Annotated in this window: 15 protein-coding genes; 9 read left to right on the top strand and 6 right to left on the bottom strand. The window is 51.1% G+C overall.

All coding sequences use genetic code 11. The features are described 5' to 3' along the window. Positions 1–68: 68 nt before the first annotated feature. The gene (gene fabR / locus CWI69_RS07690; RefSeq protein ID WP_126763469.1) at positions 69–692 is read left to right on the top strand and encodes an HTH-type transcriptional repressor FabR; all 624 of its coding nucleotides are present in this window, start codon (positions 69–71) and stop codon (positions 690–692) included. Here fabR and CWI69_RS07685 read toward each other — a convergent pair. Then, entirely contained in the window at positions 658–2,436 is a 1,779-nt protein-coding gene (locus CWI69_RS07685; RefSeq protein ID WP_126763468.1) for an SLC13 family permease, read from the bottom strand. The two genes, fabR and CWI69_RS07685, sit on opposite strands and share 35 nt — an antisense overlap. 110 nt (positions 2,437–2,546) lie before the next feature. On the opposite strand from CWI69_RS07685, the gene CWI69_RS07680 reads away from it, so the two are divergent. Both CWI69_RS07680 and CWI69_RS07675 read left to right on the top strand, forming a co-directional pair. Then, a complete protein-coding gene (locus CWI69_RS07680; RefSeq protein ID WP_126763466.1) occupies positions 2,547–4,559 on the top strand; it encodes a S9 family peptidase in 2,013 nt (670 codons plus the stop codon). Next, positions 4,540–5,598, top strand: a complete 1,059-nt coding sequence (locus CWI69_RS07675) for a GGDEF domain-containing protein (RefSeq protein ID WP_126763464.1) — start codon at positions 4,540–4,542, stop codon at positions 5,596–5,598. The genes CWI69_RS07680 and CWI69_RS07675 overlap by 20 nt, the downstream gene beginning before the upstream one ends. Here the strand turns inward: CWI69_RS07675 and CWI69_RS07670 are convergent. The 4 genes from CWI69_RS07670 to coaD all read right to left on the bottom strand — a co-directional run bounded on the left by CWI69_RS07670 (position 5,582) and on the right by coaD (position 10,083). Continuing rightward, positions 5,582–6,763 (bottom strand): ABC transporter permease, encoded by a 1,182-nt coding sequence (locus CWI69_RS07670; RefSeq protein ID WP_126763462.1) that lies wholly within the window; start codon positions 6,761–6,763, stop codon positions 5,582–5,584. The two genes, CWI69_RS07675 and CWI69_RS07670, sit on opposite strands and share 17 nt — an antisense overlap. Then, on the bottom strand, positions 6,763–7,686 hold the full coding sequence (locus CWI69_RS07665) for an ABC transporter ATP-binding protein (protein WP_126763460.1): 924 nt from the start codon (positions 7,684–7,686) through the stop codon (positions 6,763–6,765). The genes CWI69_RS07670 and CWI69_RS07665 overlap by 1 nt, the downstream gene beginning before the upstream one ends. 172 nt (positions 7,687–7,858) lie before the next feature. Next, entirely contained in the window at positions 7,859–9,460 is a 1,602-nt protein-coding gene (gene pckA, locus CWI69_RS07660; protein ID WP_126763458.1) for a phosphoenolpyruvate carboxykinase (ATP), read from the bottom strand. Between the two features lie 137 nt (positions 9,461–9,597). Then, a complete protein-coding gene (gene coaD / locus CWI69_RS07655) occupies positions 9,598–10,083 on the bottom strand; it encodes a pantetheine-phosphate adenylyltransferase (RefSeq protein WP_126763456.1) in 486 nt (161 codons plus the stop codon). Positions 10,084–10,197: 114 nt separating this feature from the next. Between coaD and CWI69_RS07650 the strand changes: the two genes are divergently transcribed. The 6 genes from CWI69_RS07650 to ubiA are packed head-to-tail and all read left to right on the top strand — an operon-like array spanning position 10,198 to position 15,062. Further along, positions 10,198–11,391 (top strand): glycine C-acetyltransferase, encoded by a 1,194-nt coding sequence (locus tag CWI69_RS07650; protein ID WP_126763454.1) that lies wholly within the window; start codon positions 10,198–10,200, stop codon positions 11,389–11,391. A 15-nt stretch (positions 11,392–11,406) separates the two neighbouring features. Continuing rightward, on the top strand, positions 11,407–12,435 hold the full coding sequence (gene tdh / locus CWI69_RS07645; RefSeq protein ID WP_126763452.1) for an L-threonine 3-dehydrogenase: 1,029 nt from the start codon (positions 11,407–11,409) through the stop codon (positions 12,433–12,435). Between the two features lie 38 nt (positions 12,436–12,473). Next, a complete protein-coding gene (gene glpE, locus CWI69_RS07640) occupies positions 12,474–12,797 on the top strand; it encodes a thiosulfate sulfurtransferase GlpE (protein ID WP_126763450.1) in 324 nt (107 codons plus the stop codon). 1 nt (position 12,798) lies between these two features. Continuing rightward, a complete protein-coding gene (locus CWI69_RS07635; protein WP_126763448.1) occupies positions 12,799–13,647 on the top strand; it encodes a rhomboid family intramembrane serine protease in 849 nt (282 codons plus the stop codon). Then, a complete protein-coding gene (locus CWI69_RS07630) occupies positions 13,637–14,224 on the top strand; it encodes a chorismate--pyruvate lyase family protein (protein ID WP_126763446.1) in 588 nt (195 codons plus the stop codon). The genes CWI69_RS07635 and CWI69_RS07630 overlap by 11 nt, the downstream gene beginning before the upstream one ends. Further along, positions 14,217–15,062 carry a 4-hydroxybenzoate octaprenyltransferase gene (ubiA, locus tag CWI69_RS07625; protein ID WP_126763444.1) on the top strand — a complete coding sequence of 282 codons (846 nt, stop codon included), beginning with the start codon at positions 14,217–14,219 and terminating at the stop codon, positions 15,060–15,062. The genes CWI69_RS07630 and ubiA overlap by 8 nt, the downstream gene beginning before the upstream one ends. Here ubiA and plsB read toward each other — a convergent pair. Further along, on the bottom strand, positions 15,059–17,512 hold the full coding sequence (gene plsB / locus CWI69_RS07620; RefSeq protein WP_126763442.1) for a glycerol-3-phosphate 1-O-acyltransferase PlsB: 2,454 nt from the start codon (positions 17,510–17,512) through the stop codon (positions 15,059–15,061). The genes ubiA and plsB overlap by 4 nt on opposite strands. Between the last annotated feature and the right edge of the window lie 70 nt (positions 17,513–17,582).

Genomic DNA, 17,582 nt, shown 5'->3' with positions numbered 1-17,582 from the left:
GCGTTCACTGACATAATCGTTTCAGCTAACAGTTGTTAGGCAACAAAACTCATGAGGAAGTTCAATCTATGGCCGGTATTCGCGCTGCGCAGAAAGAGAAAACCCGTCGCGCCCTGATTCAGGCGGCGATGAATCAGCTGAGTGCTGAACACGGCTATGCATCATTAAGTCTGCGTGAAGTCACGCGGGAAGCGGGAATTGCGCCGACCTCGTTTTACCGGCACTTCCAGAATATGGAAGAACTTGGACTGACCCTAGTCGATGAAGGTGGTCTCGCCCTGCGTCAATTACTACGGCAATCACGCCAGCAAATCGCAAAAGGCGGCTCAATCGTACGCGCATCGGTCACAACCTTTATGGAGTTTGTCGCCAACAATACCGCCATTTTCCGGCTTCTGTTGCAGGAGAAATCGGGGAATTCCAAAGAGTTCCGCTTGGCTGTACAGCGGGAGGTTGAACACTTTACCGCAGAGCTCGCTGATTACCTGGTCGCCGAACAGCAATTCCCGCGTGAGCTCGCTGCACTGCAGGCGGATGCCATCGTGCGCATCGTGTTTAGCGCAGGAGCTGATGTGCTGGACGCTTCCGGCGCCGAACGCCAGGAGCTGCTGGAAATGACCATAGCGCAGGTGCGTATAGTGGCACGCGGCGCAGAAGCTACCCGTACATTGGCCAGGTCAGCGAAATCATAGTCACAGCAACCACCGACATCCCCACCGATAAGGGCAACCCCAATCGCCAGTAGTCAGCAAACCGATAACCGCCAGGCCCCATGACTAAGATATTCGACTGATGTCCGATGGGGGTCAGAAATGGTAACGCTGCGCCAATGGCAACCGCCATCAAAAACGGGTCCATCGACGTGCCAAGGGTCTCGGCCATACTGATACCAATGGGCGCCATCAGCACCGCGGCGGCGGCATTGTTGATCACGTTTGACAATAGCATGGTCACCACTAACAACACGCTCAAAGCCACAAAATCAGGCGCACCTTCACTGACCATTAACGCAGCATGGGCCAGAGTATCTGCAGCTCCGCTGCGCTCCAACGCATCGCCTAAAGGTAAGGTCGCAGCCAACAATACAATAATTGGCCATTCGATATGCTCGTACAGCTCACGGATCGGAATCACATTGGCTAACACCATTGCCCCCGCAGCCATCGTAAACGCTACCGGCACACTTAAGATGTTAAACGCGCTCAAAGCAATTGCGCCAGCAAAAATGGCCAGCGGCAACATCAGTTTTCTTTTGCTACCTAGCCGCATACTGCGCTGTGCCAACGGAAAGCAACCAAATCGATTAAACACATCGTTCAGAACTTCGGCATCCCCCTGCAGTAACAGTACGTCACCGGGTTTAAACCTGACATTGGCGAGCGTCGGCTTTAGCGGTTGCCCCTCACGGGCTACGGCCAGAACGTTGACGCCGAAACGATGGCGTAAACGCAAGTCCGACGCTGAGCGGCCGATCAGCCGCGAGTCATGGCCAACAATACCTTCAATAACTTTTATCTCGTCGGACACTAGAAAACGCGGATCCAGCTTTTCTTCAGCATTAAGCTCAAACCTGGTGATATCGAGAATTTGCTGCAATGTTTCAGCATCCGCTTCAACGATGAGAACATCTTCAGCTTTTAAGCGTTGGTAACGTGGCGGTGCAGTGATCAATTGTTTGCCACGTTTTAGCGCAATCACTGCGAAGTTTTCTTTGATCTTTGACTCGAATTCAAACAGCGTATCGCCGACTAAACTGGCACCTTCAGGCAGGTATAACTCGGTTAAGTAAGCACTCACATCATAGGGGGAGTGCGAAGTATCCCGACTCTTACTGCGTGGCACTAAAAAGTGGGCGGTGAGCCACATCAACAGCAATCCGGCGACAGCCACGCTTAGACCAACGGGAGTGAAATCGAAAATACCGAAGGGTTCCGCCCCATGGCTGGCCCGTATATCTGAAATGATGATATTCGGCGGGGTTCCGATCATGGTGATGGTACCACCCAGCAGTGAACCAAACGCCATCGGCATTAACATCAGAGAAGCATGGCCGGCGCCGTTGCGCGACAAGTGAAGGGCGACGGGGATCATAATGGCCATGGCGCCGGTATTACTAATAAACGCAGACACAAACGTCGTTAACCCGGTCAGCACAATCATCTGTAACCAGACCCTGTCGCCTACTTTCTTAACACTACTGGCCATCGAGTCAACGACACCAGACCGCCATAGCGCATGGCTAATCACTAATACCGCCGCGACAGTAATTACAGCAGCATTACCAAATCCGGAAAAGACCTCTTGCCGTGGCACTAACCCTGCGATGTACGCGGCAAATAACGCACCCATTGCGACAAAGTCGTAGCGCCAGCGATCCACCACAAAAAGTACCAAAGCTGTGATCAGAATAATGCCAATCCAGATTTGATCTGCCATCTAATACTTCCTCCCAAAATTCACTAGAGTTAGAGTGGCTTGATTTCGTGGGAAGTCAACTATTTTACTGGTACTATGTTGAAGAAAAATAACATGTATAGGAGAAAACGATGTTCCTTCGGATAGGTCTAACAGCACTTTTTGCGGCACTAAGCTTGAGTGTTTCAGCGCGTGACATCTCGCTGGTAGAAACGGTGACCACCCAATCTATAAACAGTGTTGCGGTCAGCGCAGATGGCGAAGTTGCCGCGTTTACCAAAGTTATACCTCGCACCCCTTATGTAGATGAGGATGGTGGTAATTTCGTCGAACTTTATGTCGTCCGTGGCGAAAGTGAACCCGTACCTTTCATCACTGATAAGCAAGGCATCAGTAACTTGAGCATTCACGGTGACGCAATTTATTTCACCAGCAAACGCGATGATGACAAGCATACCAGCCTGTACAAAATTTCACTTAATGGTGGTGAAGCGCAACAAGTCTTCTCACATGCCAACAGCATTTATGACTATGCGCTCAGTGCCGATGGTCGTTACCTCAGCTTTACTGCGCGCAGTGAGGCTGACAAGAAAGAAAAAGAACTGGAAAAAAAAGGCTTTAAAGCTGAAGTTTACGAAGAAGAACACGAGTTTACCCACGCCTGGTTTGTTGATCTGAGTGCCGAAAGTCAAATCGCTGTGCAGTTAACGGATGATCGCCAGGTTTATTCGGTAGCTTTCCGACCAAACCAGGAACAGCTGTTACTTCGAACTGCGCCAACACCACTGGTCGATGACAGTTACATGAGCAGCCGGTATGAACTAATATCCTTTGCTGGAGTGCAAGAGTCGAGCTTTGCTACCGTTGGGAAATTAGGCAAAGCCGAGTTCTCTCCCGATGGCCGCTACCTCGCGGTAATTGCTGCGGCTGATTACAATGACCCGGCAACCGGCCGTTTACTGGTTTTTGATCTGCAGAACCAAAATACCGTGCGCGACGTGTTACCCGACTATCCGGGCCACGTGCAGGACATCGACTGGCGTAACGATGATGAGTTGATTTACCTCGGCCACATCGGCACCGAATCCGAAGTTCACGCGATCACGATGCAGTGGCTGGAAACTCGTCCACTACTTGAGGCAGGTGAAGCCATTGTGGTCGATATTGAAGCTACCGTAGGGCAGTCTGGCGTCTATGTGCGGGCGCACCGGCCTGAGCATCCAACGGAACTCTTCCGCCTGCAAATGCAAAACTTGATCCGACTCACTGATTCCAATCCCTGGCTGACAGAAATTACCATGCCAAAACAGGAAACTGTCCGCTATGAGGCTCGCGACGGGCTTGAGCTCGAAGGTATTCTGGTTTACCCCACTGATTATCAGGAAGAAACGCGCTATCCGTTGATCACTGTGGTTCATGGAGGTCCCGAGTCACATTACAGCAATGGTTGGCTGGATCGTTATTCGAGTCCGGTTAAGTACGCAGCACAGCGCGGTTATGCGTTATTTTTCCCGAACTACCGTGGCAGTACTGGTCGTGGCGTTGAGTTTTCGAAACTTGGCCAAAACGATTATGCCGGTAAAGAGTTTGACGACATTGTAGATGGTAAAAACTACCTGGTAGAGCGTGGTCTGGTTGACAACGACCGTGCCGGTATTACCGGTGGTTCTTACGGTGGTTTCGCGTCGGCATGGGGCGCCACAGCACAAACTGAACACTGGGCGGCAAGCGTCATGTTCGTTGGTATCAGCGATAATATTTCTAAATTTGGTACCACAGATATCGCCAAAGAAATGCATGCGGTACACGCCCGTAGCTACCCGTGGGAGAAATGGCAGTGGTACCTTGAGCGCAGCCCGATCTACCACGCGGAAAAGGCCCGCACGCCAATTTTAATCATGCATGGTAAAGAAGATACCCGCGTCCACCCAAGTCAGTCGATGGAATTGTATCGCTACCTGAAAACTCACGGTAATGTGCCTGTACGGCTGGTACTTTACCCAGGTGAAGGCCATGGCAACCGTCGCGTCGCTGCGAAACTCGATTACAGTATGCGACTGATGCGCTGGATGGAGCACTTCCTGAAAGAAGGTGCAAGCGAAGCACCACCCCACGAGTTACCACATGCTGAGCACATCGACTAGCGTCAACTCACCATTGGACCCGCGTTATCGGCGGGTCCAATTCTTAAGATCACTACTATGGGTACTCATGGTAGTGTCACCTTTGCTTGCCCTGCTTAATCAATTGTTCGAGCAGCACCCGACCATGGTCGCACTCGAGTACTTTCTGTTCGTTTGCGGGATTGGCCTCTACATCTGGTTGCGCCGCATGCCAGGGGCTGTCATTGTGATCAGCTGGATCGTGACTGCAATACTCGCGTTGGCCATAGGTATTTATGTGGCATTAAGCGAAGGACAGTCTTACGCTCTTTATTGGCTCGCAATTTTCCCACCAGTAAGCTACTTCTTACTGGGTGGTAAATGGGGCTTCCTTACAAGTGTTACTTTTTTTACCGGCATTTTTATCTACCTATCCCGGGTATCTGCGGAATGGGCAGCGGCACCATTTTCTGTTCACTCATTTTTGAATATTTTGATCGCAACCGCCGCACTTATCGTTATCCTGCGCCATATTGAACGAACCCGAGCGGAAGCATTCCACTTTCTGGAGGAGCATAGTCAAAGGCTCGAATATATTGCCGTCACAGACCCCCTTACCGGGCTCTGCAACCGCAGTAAACTTGACCATGCCCTAAGTGTCGCGCTCACCCGCGCGCAGCGCGAACAACGCGATTTTGCCATTGCTCTGCTCGACATCGACCATTTCAAGAAAGTTAACGATACCTATGGCCATCAGGTTGGTGATCTGATCTTGATAGAACTCGCCCAGTTGTTGCGTAGCAATGTCCGTAGCACCGATGTCGCAGGCCGCTGGGGTGGGGAAGAGTTTTTATTGGTACTGCCTGAACATACGCGCCAACAGGCCGTCATGCACGCCGAGCGCATCCGTAACGTCATCGCCGCGTTTGAGTTCCACGCTGGTATTCGGATTACCGCAAGTTTTGGTGTCGCCAGCTATCGCGCCGAAGATGACGCCTCGAGCATCATTCGACGCGTAGATAAAGCTCTTTATGCAGCCAAAGCCCAGGGCCGCAACCGCACCATTAGCGACGCCCAATAAAGGCGCGTCCCATCATCCGCCACGAGGGCTCTTTGCCGTACATTGTAATCCCCATAGTGAACAGGCGAATCGCCGCAGAACGAATAACGTAGGTTGTGGCTAATAGGAGTATCAGGCTTATCAGTACTTCCCAGCCACTGACGCTGCCATCGGCAATACGCAAAGGCATGACAGCAAAAGAAGTCAGCGGGAACCATGATAAAACCTGCGCCAGAATTCCCTGCAAATTGTCCATCACACCAAAACCGGCCCCAACAAAAAGTGCCGGGATCAACATAATCGCGGTCCGGCCCGAGTGGTTTGGGTCATCTATAGTCGCAGCAAAGCCTGCCATCAATGCGTTAATCATAACCAGTCCAATTATCGCAAATAACGTGGTCGCGCCCAGTACGGTCCAATTGATGCCGGGCAGCTCAAACGCACCGCCTTCGATGACCATCATTAAGGTCGAGACTAGGACAATAATCAGTAGTACCGTCGCCATACTTTTCAAGCAATGCAAGGTAATACCCAGAATTTTGCCGTCTATCCATTCTGCAGGTCGGATAATGGTTAACAGTTGCTCGGTTACGCGTTGCTGTTTTTCTTGCGTAATAGCGGTCATCATCAGACCAAAACTGCCGAATACGCCAACCATAATACTTACCAGAATGATCAGTGGAATTGCCTGACTGGCTGAGTGACTGGTTTCTTCCTCACCACGTTGCACCGTAAGGGTAACTTCAACGGGTTGATTTAACATCGCGATTTGGCTGTCGCTCAAGGGTAACGCCTGAAGTTTTTGCTGTTGTAGCCAACCTTGTAGTTGCGTTTGTAAACGCTCTTGCCAACCGCCACTGTTGGCTGCCCAAAGTTCAGCGTGATACCCGTCTTCCGGATTGGCACTTACCTCCAATACCCCAGAATAAGCCGAGCCAAGTTCTGCTTGTGCCGCTGCAGCATCGGTAACCGGTTGCCAGCGGATGTTCGGTAATTCGGGTAAAGTTACAGGGGCGACAACCGCCACCGTCTGGGTCTCCTCAAGTGAGCTCTTTAATACGCCCCACCCGATAGTCACTCCAAACAGGGCGGCCATTAACAACAATGAGAAAATTTCTTGTTTCCACTTAAAAAAGCGACGGAATTCAAAACCACCAATACGGATAATTTGTTGCCAGTGTTGCATCAGCTCGTCTCCGCGCGAACAGCTTGTAGGTACAAGTCGTGTAATGATTGTTGATGACGGCTAAATTGCCGAACCGGGGCAAATTTCTGTAGCTCTTTCAGCAACTGCTCAGTTGCCAAATGCTCATCACAGTACAGCTCATAAAGCGTGTCAGTTAAGACCGAGACGTCATTGATACCAGATAGCCCTGCGAGCTTTTCAATTGCTACGGGGTGGGCGAATTCAACCTGCAGATGGTGATGCTGCAACAGCTGTTGCCGAACTTCTGGCAGACTGCCCTGCGCGACGACACTACCTTTGTTCATTAACACCAATTTATCTGCCATGCGCTCAACTAACGCCATTTGATGGGCACTCAGAATCACCGTGGTACCGGCCTCGCGCAACTCGTTGAGCACACTCAGGACAAATTCCTGATTCATCGGATCCAGCCCGGAAAAAGGTTCATCCAACATGACAACTTGCGGGTCGTGAAGCAAGGTCGCTATCAGCTGAACTTTCTGCTGATTACCCTTCGATAACTGACGCATAGGTTCGGTGGCACGATCGCTAAGTTCAAAACGCTCTAACCAGCGGCTGGTATTCCGGTCCGCAACCGCCTTATTCAATCCGCGTAATCGCGCAATGTAACGCAAATTGTCAAGAACCGTGCGCTCCTGGTAAAGGCCACGATCTTCTGGCAGATAGCCGAAAGCTGTAGTTTCAAGGGTGGCCAGCGCTGGTTGAGTATCATCCGCGCGGTAACGAATCTGGCCCGAGTCCGGTTGCGTCAAGCCCACCATCATCCGCACCAATGATGATTTGCCGGCGCCATTTGGCCCCAGTAGCGCCAGTACTTCACCGCCTTTCGCCACCAAGCTGACTTGATTGACCGCTCTGACTGTTGCGTAATCTTTGCAGACTTCATGAACTTCAACATGCATTAGCTAGGTGCTCCAGAACTTTGAATGACAGGTCTCGATTATTCCATAAGCAAGTCAAAAACCTAGGCTCCTATTCTTAATATTATGTTTACAAATATTTCAAACGCACAGACGGATATAAAAAAACCCGCCGTAGGGCGGGTTTCTGTATGCATTGGTACTTCTTTCCGGCTTAAAGCTGTGGACCTGCAGCAACCAGTGCTTTACCTTCTTCGTTATCGGTAAACTTCTCGAAGTTGGCGACAAAACGACGGGCCAAATCTTGCGCTTTCATGTCCCAGTCTGATGCGTCTGCGTAGGTATTACGCGGATCCAGAATCGACGTATCTTCTACGCCTGCCAATTGCATTGGCATGGCAAGATTGAAGTAAGGAAGATTCACAAATTCAGCATCTTCAATGCTGCCGTCTAAAATCGCGTCAATAATTGCCCGGGTTGCTTTAATCGAAATACGCTTGCCAGTACCATTCCAACCGGTGTTGACCAGATAAGCTTCAGCACCAGCGTCTTCCATCCGCTTGCCCAAAACTTCAGCATACTGGGTTGGGTGCAGACTTAAGAAAGCCGCGCCAAAACAGCTGGAGAAGGTTGGTGTCGGTTCCGTAATGCCGCGCTCTGTGCCCGCGAGTTTAGCAGTGAAGCCCGATAAGAAGTGATACTTGGTTTGCTCTTTGGTCAGTTTTGAGACGGGTGGCAGCACACCAAAAGCGTCAGCCGTCAGAAAAATAACTTTTTTCGCGTGACCAGCTTTAGAAACTGGTTTGACGATATTGTCGATGTGATAAATCGGGTAAGAAACACGGGTGTTTTCAGTTTTAGAACCGTCATTAAAGTCGACAGTACCATCTTCAAGTACGGTAACGTTTTCTAATAACGCATCGCGACGGATGGCGTTATAAATATCCGGTTCGGCTTCTTGCGACAAATTAATCGTTTTCGCATAACAACCGCCTTCGAAATTAAATACTCCGTCGTCGTCCCAACCGTGCTCGTCATCACCAATCAATTCACGCTTAGGATCCGTCGAGAGCGTGGTTTTCCCGGTTCCGGACAAACCAAAGAAAATCGCTACATCGCCGTCCTGACCAACATTGGCCGAGCAGTGCATTGACGCTATTCCCTGCAGTGGCAGGAAGTAGTTCATCATTGAGAACATACCTTTCTTCATTTCGCCGCCATACCAGGTACCACCAATTAACTGAATTCGCTCAGTCAGGTTAAAGGCAACAAAATTCTCCGAATTCAAACCATGTTCCTGCCACTTTGAATTGATGCACTTGGCACCATTCATGACCACAAAGTCAGGCTTAAAAGTCTTCAGCTCTTCCGCTGACGGGCGGATAAACATATTTTTCACGAAGTGCGCTTGCCATGCCACCTCGGTAATAAAGCGCACCGATAAACGGGTATCTTCATTGGCGCCACAAAAAGTATCAACGATAAATAATCGCTTACCAGAAAGCTGTTCAGTGACCGTTGCTTTCAAATCCGCCCAAACTTCCGGGCTAATAGCTTTGTTATCATTTTTGCCCTGATCAGCCCACCAAAGTGTGTCTTTGGTTGTCTCATCGCGCACAATGTACTTATCCTTTGGCGAACGACCAGTAAAAATACCAGTGTCTACGGCGACGGCACCAAGCTTAGTAACGACACCTTTCTCGTAACCTTGCAGATCGCTACGCGTTTCTTCTGCAAATAGCTGGTCGTACGAAGGATTATGAATAATTTCGTTGACGTCTGTAATGCCATACTGGCTTAAATCCAGATCAGTCATGTGGCGGACTCCTGCGGGTCTAGTCTGAGCAAAAAAATAGAAACGAAATAAAGAAACGAATTTTGGGGCGCGATTCTAACCCGAAACCATGAAAATTGGTAGCTTCTGCGGCGCATTGACGCCGCGCTATGGAGGTTTTAACGTGATTTTATCTTTTCATTCAACGCGTTCGCCACACGGGTATCAGTAAACTGCCGTACATCACCGTGATGTAGTGCCACTTCTTTAACCAACGTCGATGAGATAAATGAGTTCTCTTCAGACGGCGTCAGGAACACACTTTCGAGTCCGGGATAAAGTCGCCGGTTCATATTCGCCATTTGAAATTCATATTCAAAATCGGAGACCGCCCGTAAGCCACGGATCAGGACAGTTGCCCCCTGCTCTTTGGCAAAATCCACTAACAGACCGCTAAAACCGACGACACTCACGTTGGGCAGTTGATCCGTCACCTGACGCACCAGCTCAACCCGCTCTTCGAGAGTGAACATGGGATTCTTACTGGGGTTGTTAGCGATGCCGACAACAACCTCACTGAACAGGTTTGCCGCACGCTCAATTAGATCAGCGTGACCATTAGTAATGGGATCAAAAGTTCCTGGATAGATAGCACGCTTGTGCATGAATTTTCTCCGGCAACAGAAATGAGGATGCGCGATACCCTGCAGATCAGGTAAACTATAGGACAAATCCTATTTATTACATCCGCGTACGCTATTCAAAGCACGGAGAATTACATGAAGAACGATTTTTATCAACAGCTAGATACCCAGCTCGAAGAGCTTAAGCAAGAAGGCTTGTACAAAAAAGAGCGTATTATTACCAGCGAGCAAGCTGCCGAAATTCAGGTAGGTGAAGGCAAGTCGGTACTGAACTTCTGTGCCAACAACTACTTAGGCTTAGCCAACCACCCGGATCTTATCTCGGCAGCCAAACAGGGCCTGGACGAGCATGGTTTCGGCACTGCCTCGGTGCGCTTTATTTGCGGCACTCAGGATATCCATAAAACCCTGGAAAGCAAACTCAGTGACTTCCTTGGCACTGAAGACACCATTCTTTACTCGTCGTGTTTTGATGCCAATGGCGGTTTGTTCGAGACCTTGATGGGGCCGGAAGACGCCATTATCAGTGATGAGCTCAACCACGCCAGTATCATTGACGGTATCCGTTTAAGTAAATCCAAGCGCTACCGGTACAAGAACAACGATATGGCGGACCTGGAAGCGCAGCTTAAACAGGCAAAAGCCGACGGCGCCCGTCACATCCTGATTGCAACCGATGGCGTATTCTCCATGGACGGTGTGATCGCGAATATGAAAGCCATCTGTGACCTTGCCGACCAGTATGGCGCCCTGACCATGATGGATGATTGTCATGCCACCGGCTTTTTAGGTGCCAACGGCAAAGGAACTCACGAGTACTGCGGCGTTCTAGGTCGTGTTGACATCATTACCGGTACCTTGGGTAAAGCGCTTGGTGGTGCATCAGGCGGCTACACGTCCGGCAAGAAACAAGTCATTGACTGGTTACGCCAGCGCTCACGTCCGTACTTATTTTCTAATTCCGTCGCGCCAGCGATCGTTCAAGCTTCGATTCGCGTATTAGAAATGCTTGAAGAAGGTGACGAGTTACGTCAACGTTTATGGGACAATGCCAACTTTTTCCGCACCGAAATGACCAAAGCTGGGTTCACCTTAAGTGGTGCAGACCATGCCATTATTCCGGTTATGATTGGCGATGCGAAGCTGGCATCAGAGATGTCGGATCGGTTGCTGGAACAAGGTATTTACGTCGTCGGCTTTTCATTCCCGGTGGTACCACGTGGTAAAGCGCGTATTCGCACCCAGATGTCAGCCGGCCACTCGCGCGAACAACTGGAACGTGCCATTGCCGCGTTCATTAGTATTGGCAAAGATTTAGGCGTTATTTAAAACGCGGAGGAGCTGATGAAAGCTTTAGCAAAATTACATGCTGAACCCGGTATCTGGATGACAGATACCGAGAAGCCAGAGTACGGTTACAACGATCTCTTAATCAAAATCAAGAAAACTGCAATTTGTGGTACCGATGTTCATATCTACAAATGGGACGAATGGTCGCAGAAAACCATTCCGGTACCTATGGTTGTCGGTCATGAGTACGTCGGCGAAGTGGCTGCGATGGGCGATGGCGTCCGTGGTTTTGCAAAAGGTGACCGGGTTTCGGGCGAAGGCCATATCACCTGTGGTCATTGCCGCAACTGCCGGGCGGGCCGACGCCATCTCTGTCGTAATACCGTAGGCGTCGGGGTAAACCGCCCCGGAGCATTCGCTGAGTACCTGGTGATCCCGGCGGAAAACGCATTCAAATTGCCCGATGATATCAGTGACGACCTGGCCGCTATTTTCGATCCTTTTGGCAATGCGGTACATACCGCCCTTGCGTTTGATCTGGTTGGCGAAGATGTACTGATCACCGGCGCCGGACCAATAGGTATCATGGCTGCAGCGGTAGCGCGGCACGTGGGTGCACGACACGTGGTCATTACCGACGTGAACCCGTACCGGTTAGAGCTGGCGACGAAAATGGGCGCCACACGCGCGGTTGATGTAAGCAAAGAAAAGCTCCGTGACGTCATGACCGAATTGGGCATGAAAGAAGGCTTCGACGTTGGGTTGGAAATGTCAGGCGTGCCTTCAGCATTCAGCCAAATGCTCGAAACCATGAATCATGGCGGCAAAATCGCTATGCTGGGTATTCCACCACAGAGCGTGGCGATCGACTGGAACCAGGTGATTTTCAAAGGTCTTACGATCAAAGGTATTTATGGCCGCGAGATGTTTGAAACCTGGTACAAAATGGCAAGTTTGTTGCAATCCGGACTTGACCTGTCGCCTATTCTTACCCACCACATGCCAGTGGCCGATTTTGAAAAAGGTTTCGAAATCATGACCTCCGGGCAGTCGGGTAAGGTTATTCTCGATTGGGAAGCCTAAGTCAGCAAAGCTAAATCAGCAAAAAGAAGGACAATTCAATGAGCGAGTTCAGTCGTATCAACACCGCGACAGCACACGAGCTGTGGCAAAGTGGGCAAGCAGCCTTTGCTGATATACGTGATGCCCGCTCATTCGAATTGGGCCATATACCTGGCTCCGTCCATCTGACCGATGCTTCACTCAGTGACTTTCTTGCTGACTTAGCCGATGAGCAGCCCGTCGTCGTGGTTTGTTATCATGGCAACAGCAGCCAGGGTGCTGCCCAGTATCTGGCGCAACAGGGCGTTGAGCCGGTGAGCAGTCTCGACGGCGGCTTTACCGCCTGGGCACAATTTTTCCCCGAAGCGGTGGAGCGCAACTAACATGCAGAAACTACTGACCACCCGTAACGCCGATATGATGAAACGCCTGCACAGTTTTCTCCAACGCCGCGGGGTCCCGGTAACGGTCAGTGAGCATGGTAATCAACTCGAGCTCTGGCTGGTGCAGTCCAGTTACAGCGCGCTGGCAAAAGATTTAATCGCTGAGTTTAAAGCCGACCCTGAAGGTGCCGAGGCAGAGTTATCCACCTCCTCCGCCACCACGGCGCCGCGCAAAAACGCGTCACTGCTACAACAGATACTGCAGCAGGCAGGCATCGTCACCATTATTTATGCCGTGCTAGTGAGTCTGGTTTTTATCGCGCTTAATACGCAACTGGCGATGCCGTTATTTGAAAACCTGCGCATCAGCGATACCTTCAGCGACTTACCCTGGCAACAGCCGTGGCGGTTTCTGACGCCCACACTTTTACACTTCAGCATCTTACATTTTCTGTTTAACGTGTTCTGGTGGTGGTATTTAGGCGGACGTTTTGAGCGCACGTATGGCTCGGTATACCTGCTTATCGCTTTGTTTAGCTGCGCAGTGTTCTCCAATGTGATGCAGTTTATGGTCAGTGGTCCTTATTTTGGTGGTCTCTCCGGCGTGGTCTATGGCCTGTTCGGCATCGCCGTTGTCGTCGCCTGGCAGCGTCCCCGGCATCCATTGTATTTGCCCATCGGATTAATAGGTTTCATGCTGGTGTGGTTACTCCTTGGCTACACTGATCTGCTCTGGGTCAATGTTGCCAATACCGCACACTCGGCTGGACTCATAGCGGGGCTGGTGCTGGGCATCGCCATTCGCATTATTGAACATATCAATAAGACCAAAACCGCGCATGGCAGCTGAATTTCCCGCCGTTGGTTTTCCCGTTGTGCAGTTGGGTGGTGAAGCGCGCTGGCATACACCACAGAATACTGCTTCCTGGTCAGCGTGTGCGCGCGACTGGTTACTGGATCCAGCTTCCCTTACAGCCAAACTAAAAGCCCGTACATCAGATTTCGCTGTGCAGCTGTTAGGCCAGCATCAGGTGCCCTTGCTGACCGACGAACGACGCTGGCTGGGTGAACAGCAAAGCTGTGTGGTGCGTGAAGTTATTCTTTGGTGCGATGACCAGCCCTGGGTGTTTGCTCGCAGCGTTTTTCCATTGCAAGCGCTGGCTCAACAACAACTGCGATTACAAGACCTGGGCGATAAGCCCCTGGGCGAACATCTGTTTAAGCAACCTGATTTGACCCGCAGCGCAGTCGAAATTTCCAGCTTTAGCAGGGGGTCGAAAGTGGGCCAACTGCATCAGCAACTTGGTTTTCCACCTGCTACACTCTGGGGTCGGCGGAGCTGCTTTAGCGCAGCCGGGCAACAGGTTTTAGTCGCCGAGGTTTTTATCGGGGCCTCACCGTTGGCACAGGAGCAGAACAATGTCTAACCCCTACTGGCGCCTGATGCGCGCTGACCGCCCCATTGGCACGCTGCTGCTGGCCTGGCCGATGCTTGCCGCGCTCATCATTGCCGGTGCCGGTGATCCTCCATTAAAAGTCGTGGTACTGTTTCTGCTTGGCGCCTTTGTGATGCGCTCGGCTGGTTGCGTAATAAACGACTTTGCTGACCGCAACATCGACGGCCATGTTACCCGCACGAGGCAACGCCCACTCGCCACTGGCGAGGTGAAGAGCTGGCAAGCGCTGCTACTCTTTGTTGGTTTACTGGCAGTGGCGTTTCTCATCGTGCTGCAATTTAATAAAGCGACCATTTTGCTCAGTTTCGCCGCTGCAGGTGTGGCGACACTCTATCCGTTCTGCAAACGTTTTACCCAACTGCCTCAGGTGGTACTCGGAATCGCCTTCAGCTTTGGTGTTCTCATGCCATTTACCGCGTTGGAGCAAGGCTTACCGCTCGCAGCCTGGCTGCTGTTTGCCGCCAATATTTGCTGGACTGTAGCCTACGACACTCAGTACGCGATGGCTGATCGGGAGGACGACATAAAGATTGGGGTGAAGTCGACCGCAATATTGTTTGCTGGCTATGACCGTTTCGCCATTGCCTTATTGCAGTTGGCGACTTTGGGCTTGCTGTTTTGGCTGGGTTACAACTTAAACTTCAGCTGGATTTACTGGGCCGGGTTGGTCTTAATCGCACTGCTATTTGTCTGGCAACACTGGTTGATCTGGTATCGCGAACCGCAACGCTGTTTTCGTGCCTTCCTGCATAATAACCATGTTGGCTGGGTGCTCGCAGCGGCTATCGCTGCGAGCTACTGGTACTAATGTTCTAACCGGCGTTGCACCGACTGACGAATGGTTTGCACCACTGCAGGTTCCAGCAAGCGGTCGATGGTATCACTGAGCTCACCAACATCGGCATGCGCAACAAAGTTACCTTCGCTGTTCACCTCAATAAAGTCTTCACGTTTTAAGGTGGAAATAAGCGCACTCAGCAGTTTCTTATCGAAGAATTCCGGTGCATTGACCCCGTGCATCGCACTTAAACGCTCGGCCAGTTCCACCGCTGCTTGCTCTAACACAGCGCGACCCTGAGCCCCGCCCTGTTGCAATAATTCAAACAATATCGCGTAACGCTGCAGCGTTTCCGCCGCAGCCCGGGCAAGTAACTGTAATTGAAAGTAGGCCGGCGTCTCCCGCGCCACAGTACTGTATTCGCCGTCCGCCCCGGTATTCAGCATACCGGCACTAACCAGGTGTTCAATAATGGCCTGTGCCCATAATTGCATGTCGTCTCGTGCATGACTGATAAATAGTTCTTCTTTCAGTAGCGGCTGCACCTGCTCTAATAACTTAACCACATCTGCCAGTTTGAAGCGTTGGTGGGCACAGGCAAATGCTGCAATCATCGCGGGCACGATCACCATGTGCATAATGTTGTTTCGGTAATAGGTCATGGCGATAGCTGACGTGCCGTCCAGCCGGATCATCTCGCCCATACTATCTGCCACGACAGTAAATTTATCGTGGCGCTTCGCCAGTTGCCAAAGCTCCTCACCGGACTCAGCAGGCACATAAGCATCGCTGCTATAGGGTACGTCGCGCAGCAGTTTGGTATACACATTAAGCTGTGTCACCAACTCTTCACGCGATAAGGTGTGTTGCTCAGCACTTAATAACGCTAAAGCACTGAGATTGACGCTGTTCATACCTGCCGCGTCATTGATGCGCTGCATGATTTGCTCAGCGATCAGGTTTACCGTTGGAGTTAACCATTTCGGCCGTGCTGGTTCTTCCGCGCCATAGGTGATCGACTCGCGCCATTGCGGGGTAAGTTTATCCAGTGTCTGACCGATATTAATAGGTGCGCCGAAGGTGACATAACCCTGACCAAAGTTGCGCAGATGACGCAGGCTCGATAACACCTTCCAGGCGGACTCTTTTTCTTTCGACTTACCTTTCAACTCTTTCAGGTAAGTGCCTACTTCCATAACGTGCTCGTAACCCAGGTAAACCGGAACAATAGAGATAGGTCGTTGCTGTCCGCGCAGCATACCGTGGATGGTCATCGCGATCATGCCGGTTTTCGGCGTCAACAAGCGCCCGGTGCGGCTGCGCCCGCCTTCAGTGAAGTACTCGACCGGATAGCCTTTCTGGAACAAACGGTTCAGGTACTCGCGGAACACCGCTGAATAGAGTTTATTGCTCTTAAAACTGCGTCGGATGAAAAATGCGCCGCCCCGGCGAAACAGCGGACCAGCCGGGAAAAAGTCCAGATTGACACCGGCCGCAATGTGGGGTGGCACCAGGCCTTCTTTATAGATGACATAGCTGAGTAACAGGTAGTCCATATGGCTACGGTGGCACGGCACGTAAATGACCTCATGACCCGCTTGCGCAAGACTGCGGATCCGCTCGCCACCCTCAACGTGAATACCGTTATAAATGCGGCTCCACATCCATCCCATGAAGCGATCAAGTATCCGGACCAGGGTATCACTGTAATTTGCAGCGATTTCGTCGAGGTAATCATGGGCGCGTTTACGGGCCTTTTCAGGACTGATCTTTTTACTTCGAACTTCTTCCGCAATGGCTTTTTGCAGGGCGTCGCTTGCCAGAAGCTCTCTGATAACCCGCTCACGATTGGCGATTTTCGGGCCGGCAACGGCATGTCGCAAACGGACAAAATGCACCCGCGCGACGCGCGCAAGCTTCTGCGCAATACGCCGGCTCGCGCCGTGCTGGTCAGCCATTTGCCGCAGGCTGACGGGGCGGCTGCCACGCACCAGGATATGCCGACCAGAGAAAATAACTAACCAGAATTTGCGCCAGCGACCAGGATTATCGAGATCCGCCACCATGGTATTACCTTCACGCGGCTCCTGCCCTGCTTTACGGCCCCAGAATAAACCTAAAGGAACCAGTTGCACATTTAACTGACGCTCCTTTTCATGACTCTGCAGTAGTTGCTGAAACTCTTCGACCGCCATCTCGTTCGTTTCGGCGCGGGTTTGCTCCAGATACATCACCCGCGCATGCCGGGTACCATTAATCAGTAACGGCTCAGTCGGGTCAGGAAGTCCGGCTTTAAGCAGGGCGCGTTGCGCCACCAACAGGTCGGTAATTGACGTTGATCGCATGACATAGACGACATGCTGAGATCCGTTATCAGCGCTGACATCAGCACTAATAGTTTCGTCAAAAATCACTTCAAAACGCGTTAACCAACGCACCGGCCAATACATTAATTTGGCGACGAAGCCTCTCCAGCTCATGGAATTCCCCTGCTAAATTCAACCTGTTAAAGGATAACACTGATCTTTCTGCTTTGCTGTTAGAAAAAAA

Origin of the sequence: Pseudidiomarina halophila (assembly GCF_003987215.1) — a bacterium.
GTDB lineage: Bacteria > Pseudomonadota > Gammaproteobacteria > Enterobacterales > Alteromonadaceae > Pseudidiomarina > Pseudidiomarina halophila.
The sequence above is the reverse complement of the archived record's forward strand: the minus strand, read 5'-3'. Positions and strand labels throughout refer to the sequence as shown.

Excerpts from the sequence above, each read along its gene's own strand:
- CWI69_RS07680 (WP_126763466.1), top strand. The coding sequence starts at position 2,547 with ATGTTCCTTCGGATAGGTCTAACAGCACTTTTTGCGGCACTAAGCTTG.
- CWI69_RS07670 (WP_126763462.1), bottom strand. The coding sequence starts at position 6,763 with ATGCAACACTGGCAACAAATTATCCGTATTGGTGGTTTTGAATTCCGT.
- tdh (WP_126763452.1), top strand. The coding sequence starts at position 11,407 with ATGAAAGCTTTAGCAAAATTACATGCTGAACCCGGTATCTGGATGACA.
- CWI69_RS07630 (WP_126763446.1), top strand. The coding sequence starts at position 13,637 with ATGGCAGCTGAATTTCCCGCCGTTGGTTTTCCCGTTGTGCAGTTGGGT.
- CWI69_RS07675 (WP_126763464.1), top strand. The coding sequence starts at position 4,540 with ATGCTGAGCACATCGACTAGCGTCAACTCACCATTGGACCCGCGTTAT.
- ubiA (WP_126763444.1), top strand. The coding sequence starts at position 14,217 with ATGTCTAACCCCTACTGGCGCCTGATGCGCGCTGACCGCCCCATTGGC.
- fabR (WP_126763469.1), top strand. The coding sequence starts at position 69 with ATGGCCGGTATTCGCGCTGCGCAGAAAGAGAAAACCCGTCGCGCCCTG.
- CWI69_RS07650 (WP_126763454.1), top strand. The coding sequence starts at position 10,198 with ATGAAGAACGATTTTTATCAACAGCTAGATACCCAGCTCGAAGAGCTT.
- CWI69_RS07665 (WP_126763460.1), bottom strand. The coding sequence starts at position 7,686 with ATGCATGTTGAAGTTCATGAAGTCTGCAAAGATTACGCAACAGTCAGA.
- pckA (WP_126763458.1), bottom strand. The coding sequence starts at position 9,460 with ATGACTGATCTGGATTTAAGCCAGTATGGCATTACAGACGTCAACGAA.
- CWI69_RS07685 (WP_126763468.1), bottom strand. The coding sequence starts at position 2,436 with ATGGCAGATCAAATCTGGATTGGCATTATTCTGATCACAGCTTTGGTA.
- CWI69_RS07635 (WP_126763448.1), top strand. The coding sequence starts at position 12,799 with ATGCAGAAACTACTGACCACCCGTAACGCCGATATGATGAAACGCCTG.
- plsB (WP_126763442.1), bottom strand. The coding sequence starts at position 17,512 with ATGAGCTGGAGAGGCTTCGTCGCCAAATTAATGTATTGGCCGGTGCGT.
- coaD (WP_126763456.1), bottom strand. The coding sequence starts at position 10,083 with ATGCACAAGCGTGCTATCTATCCAGGAACTTTTGATCCCATTACTAAT.
- glpE (WP_126763450.1), top strand. The coding sequence starts at position 12,474 with ATGAGCGAGTTCAGTCGTATCAACACCGCGACAGCACACGAGCTGTGG.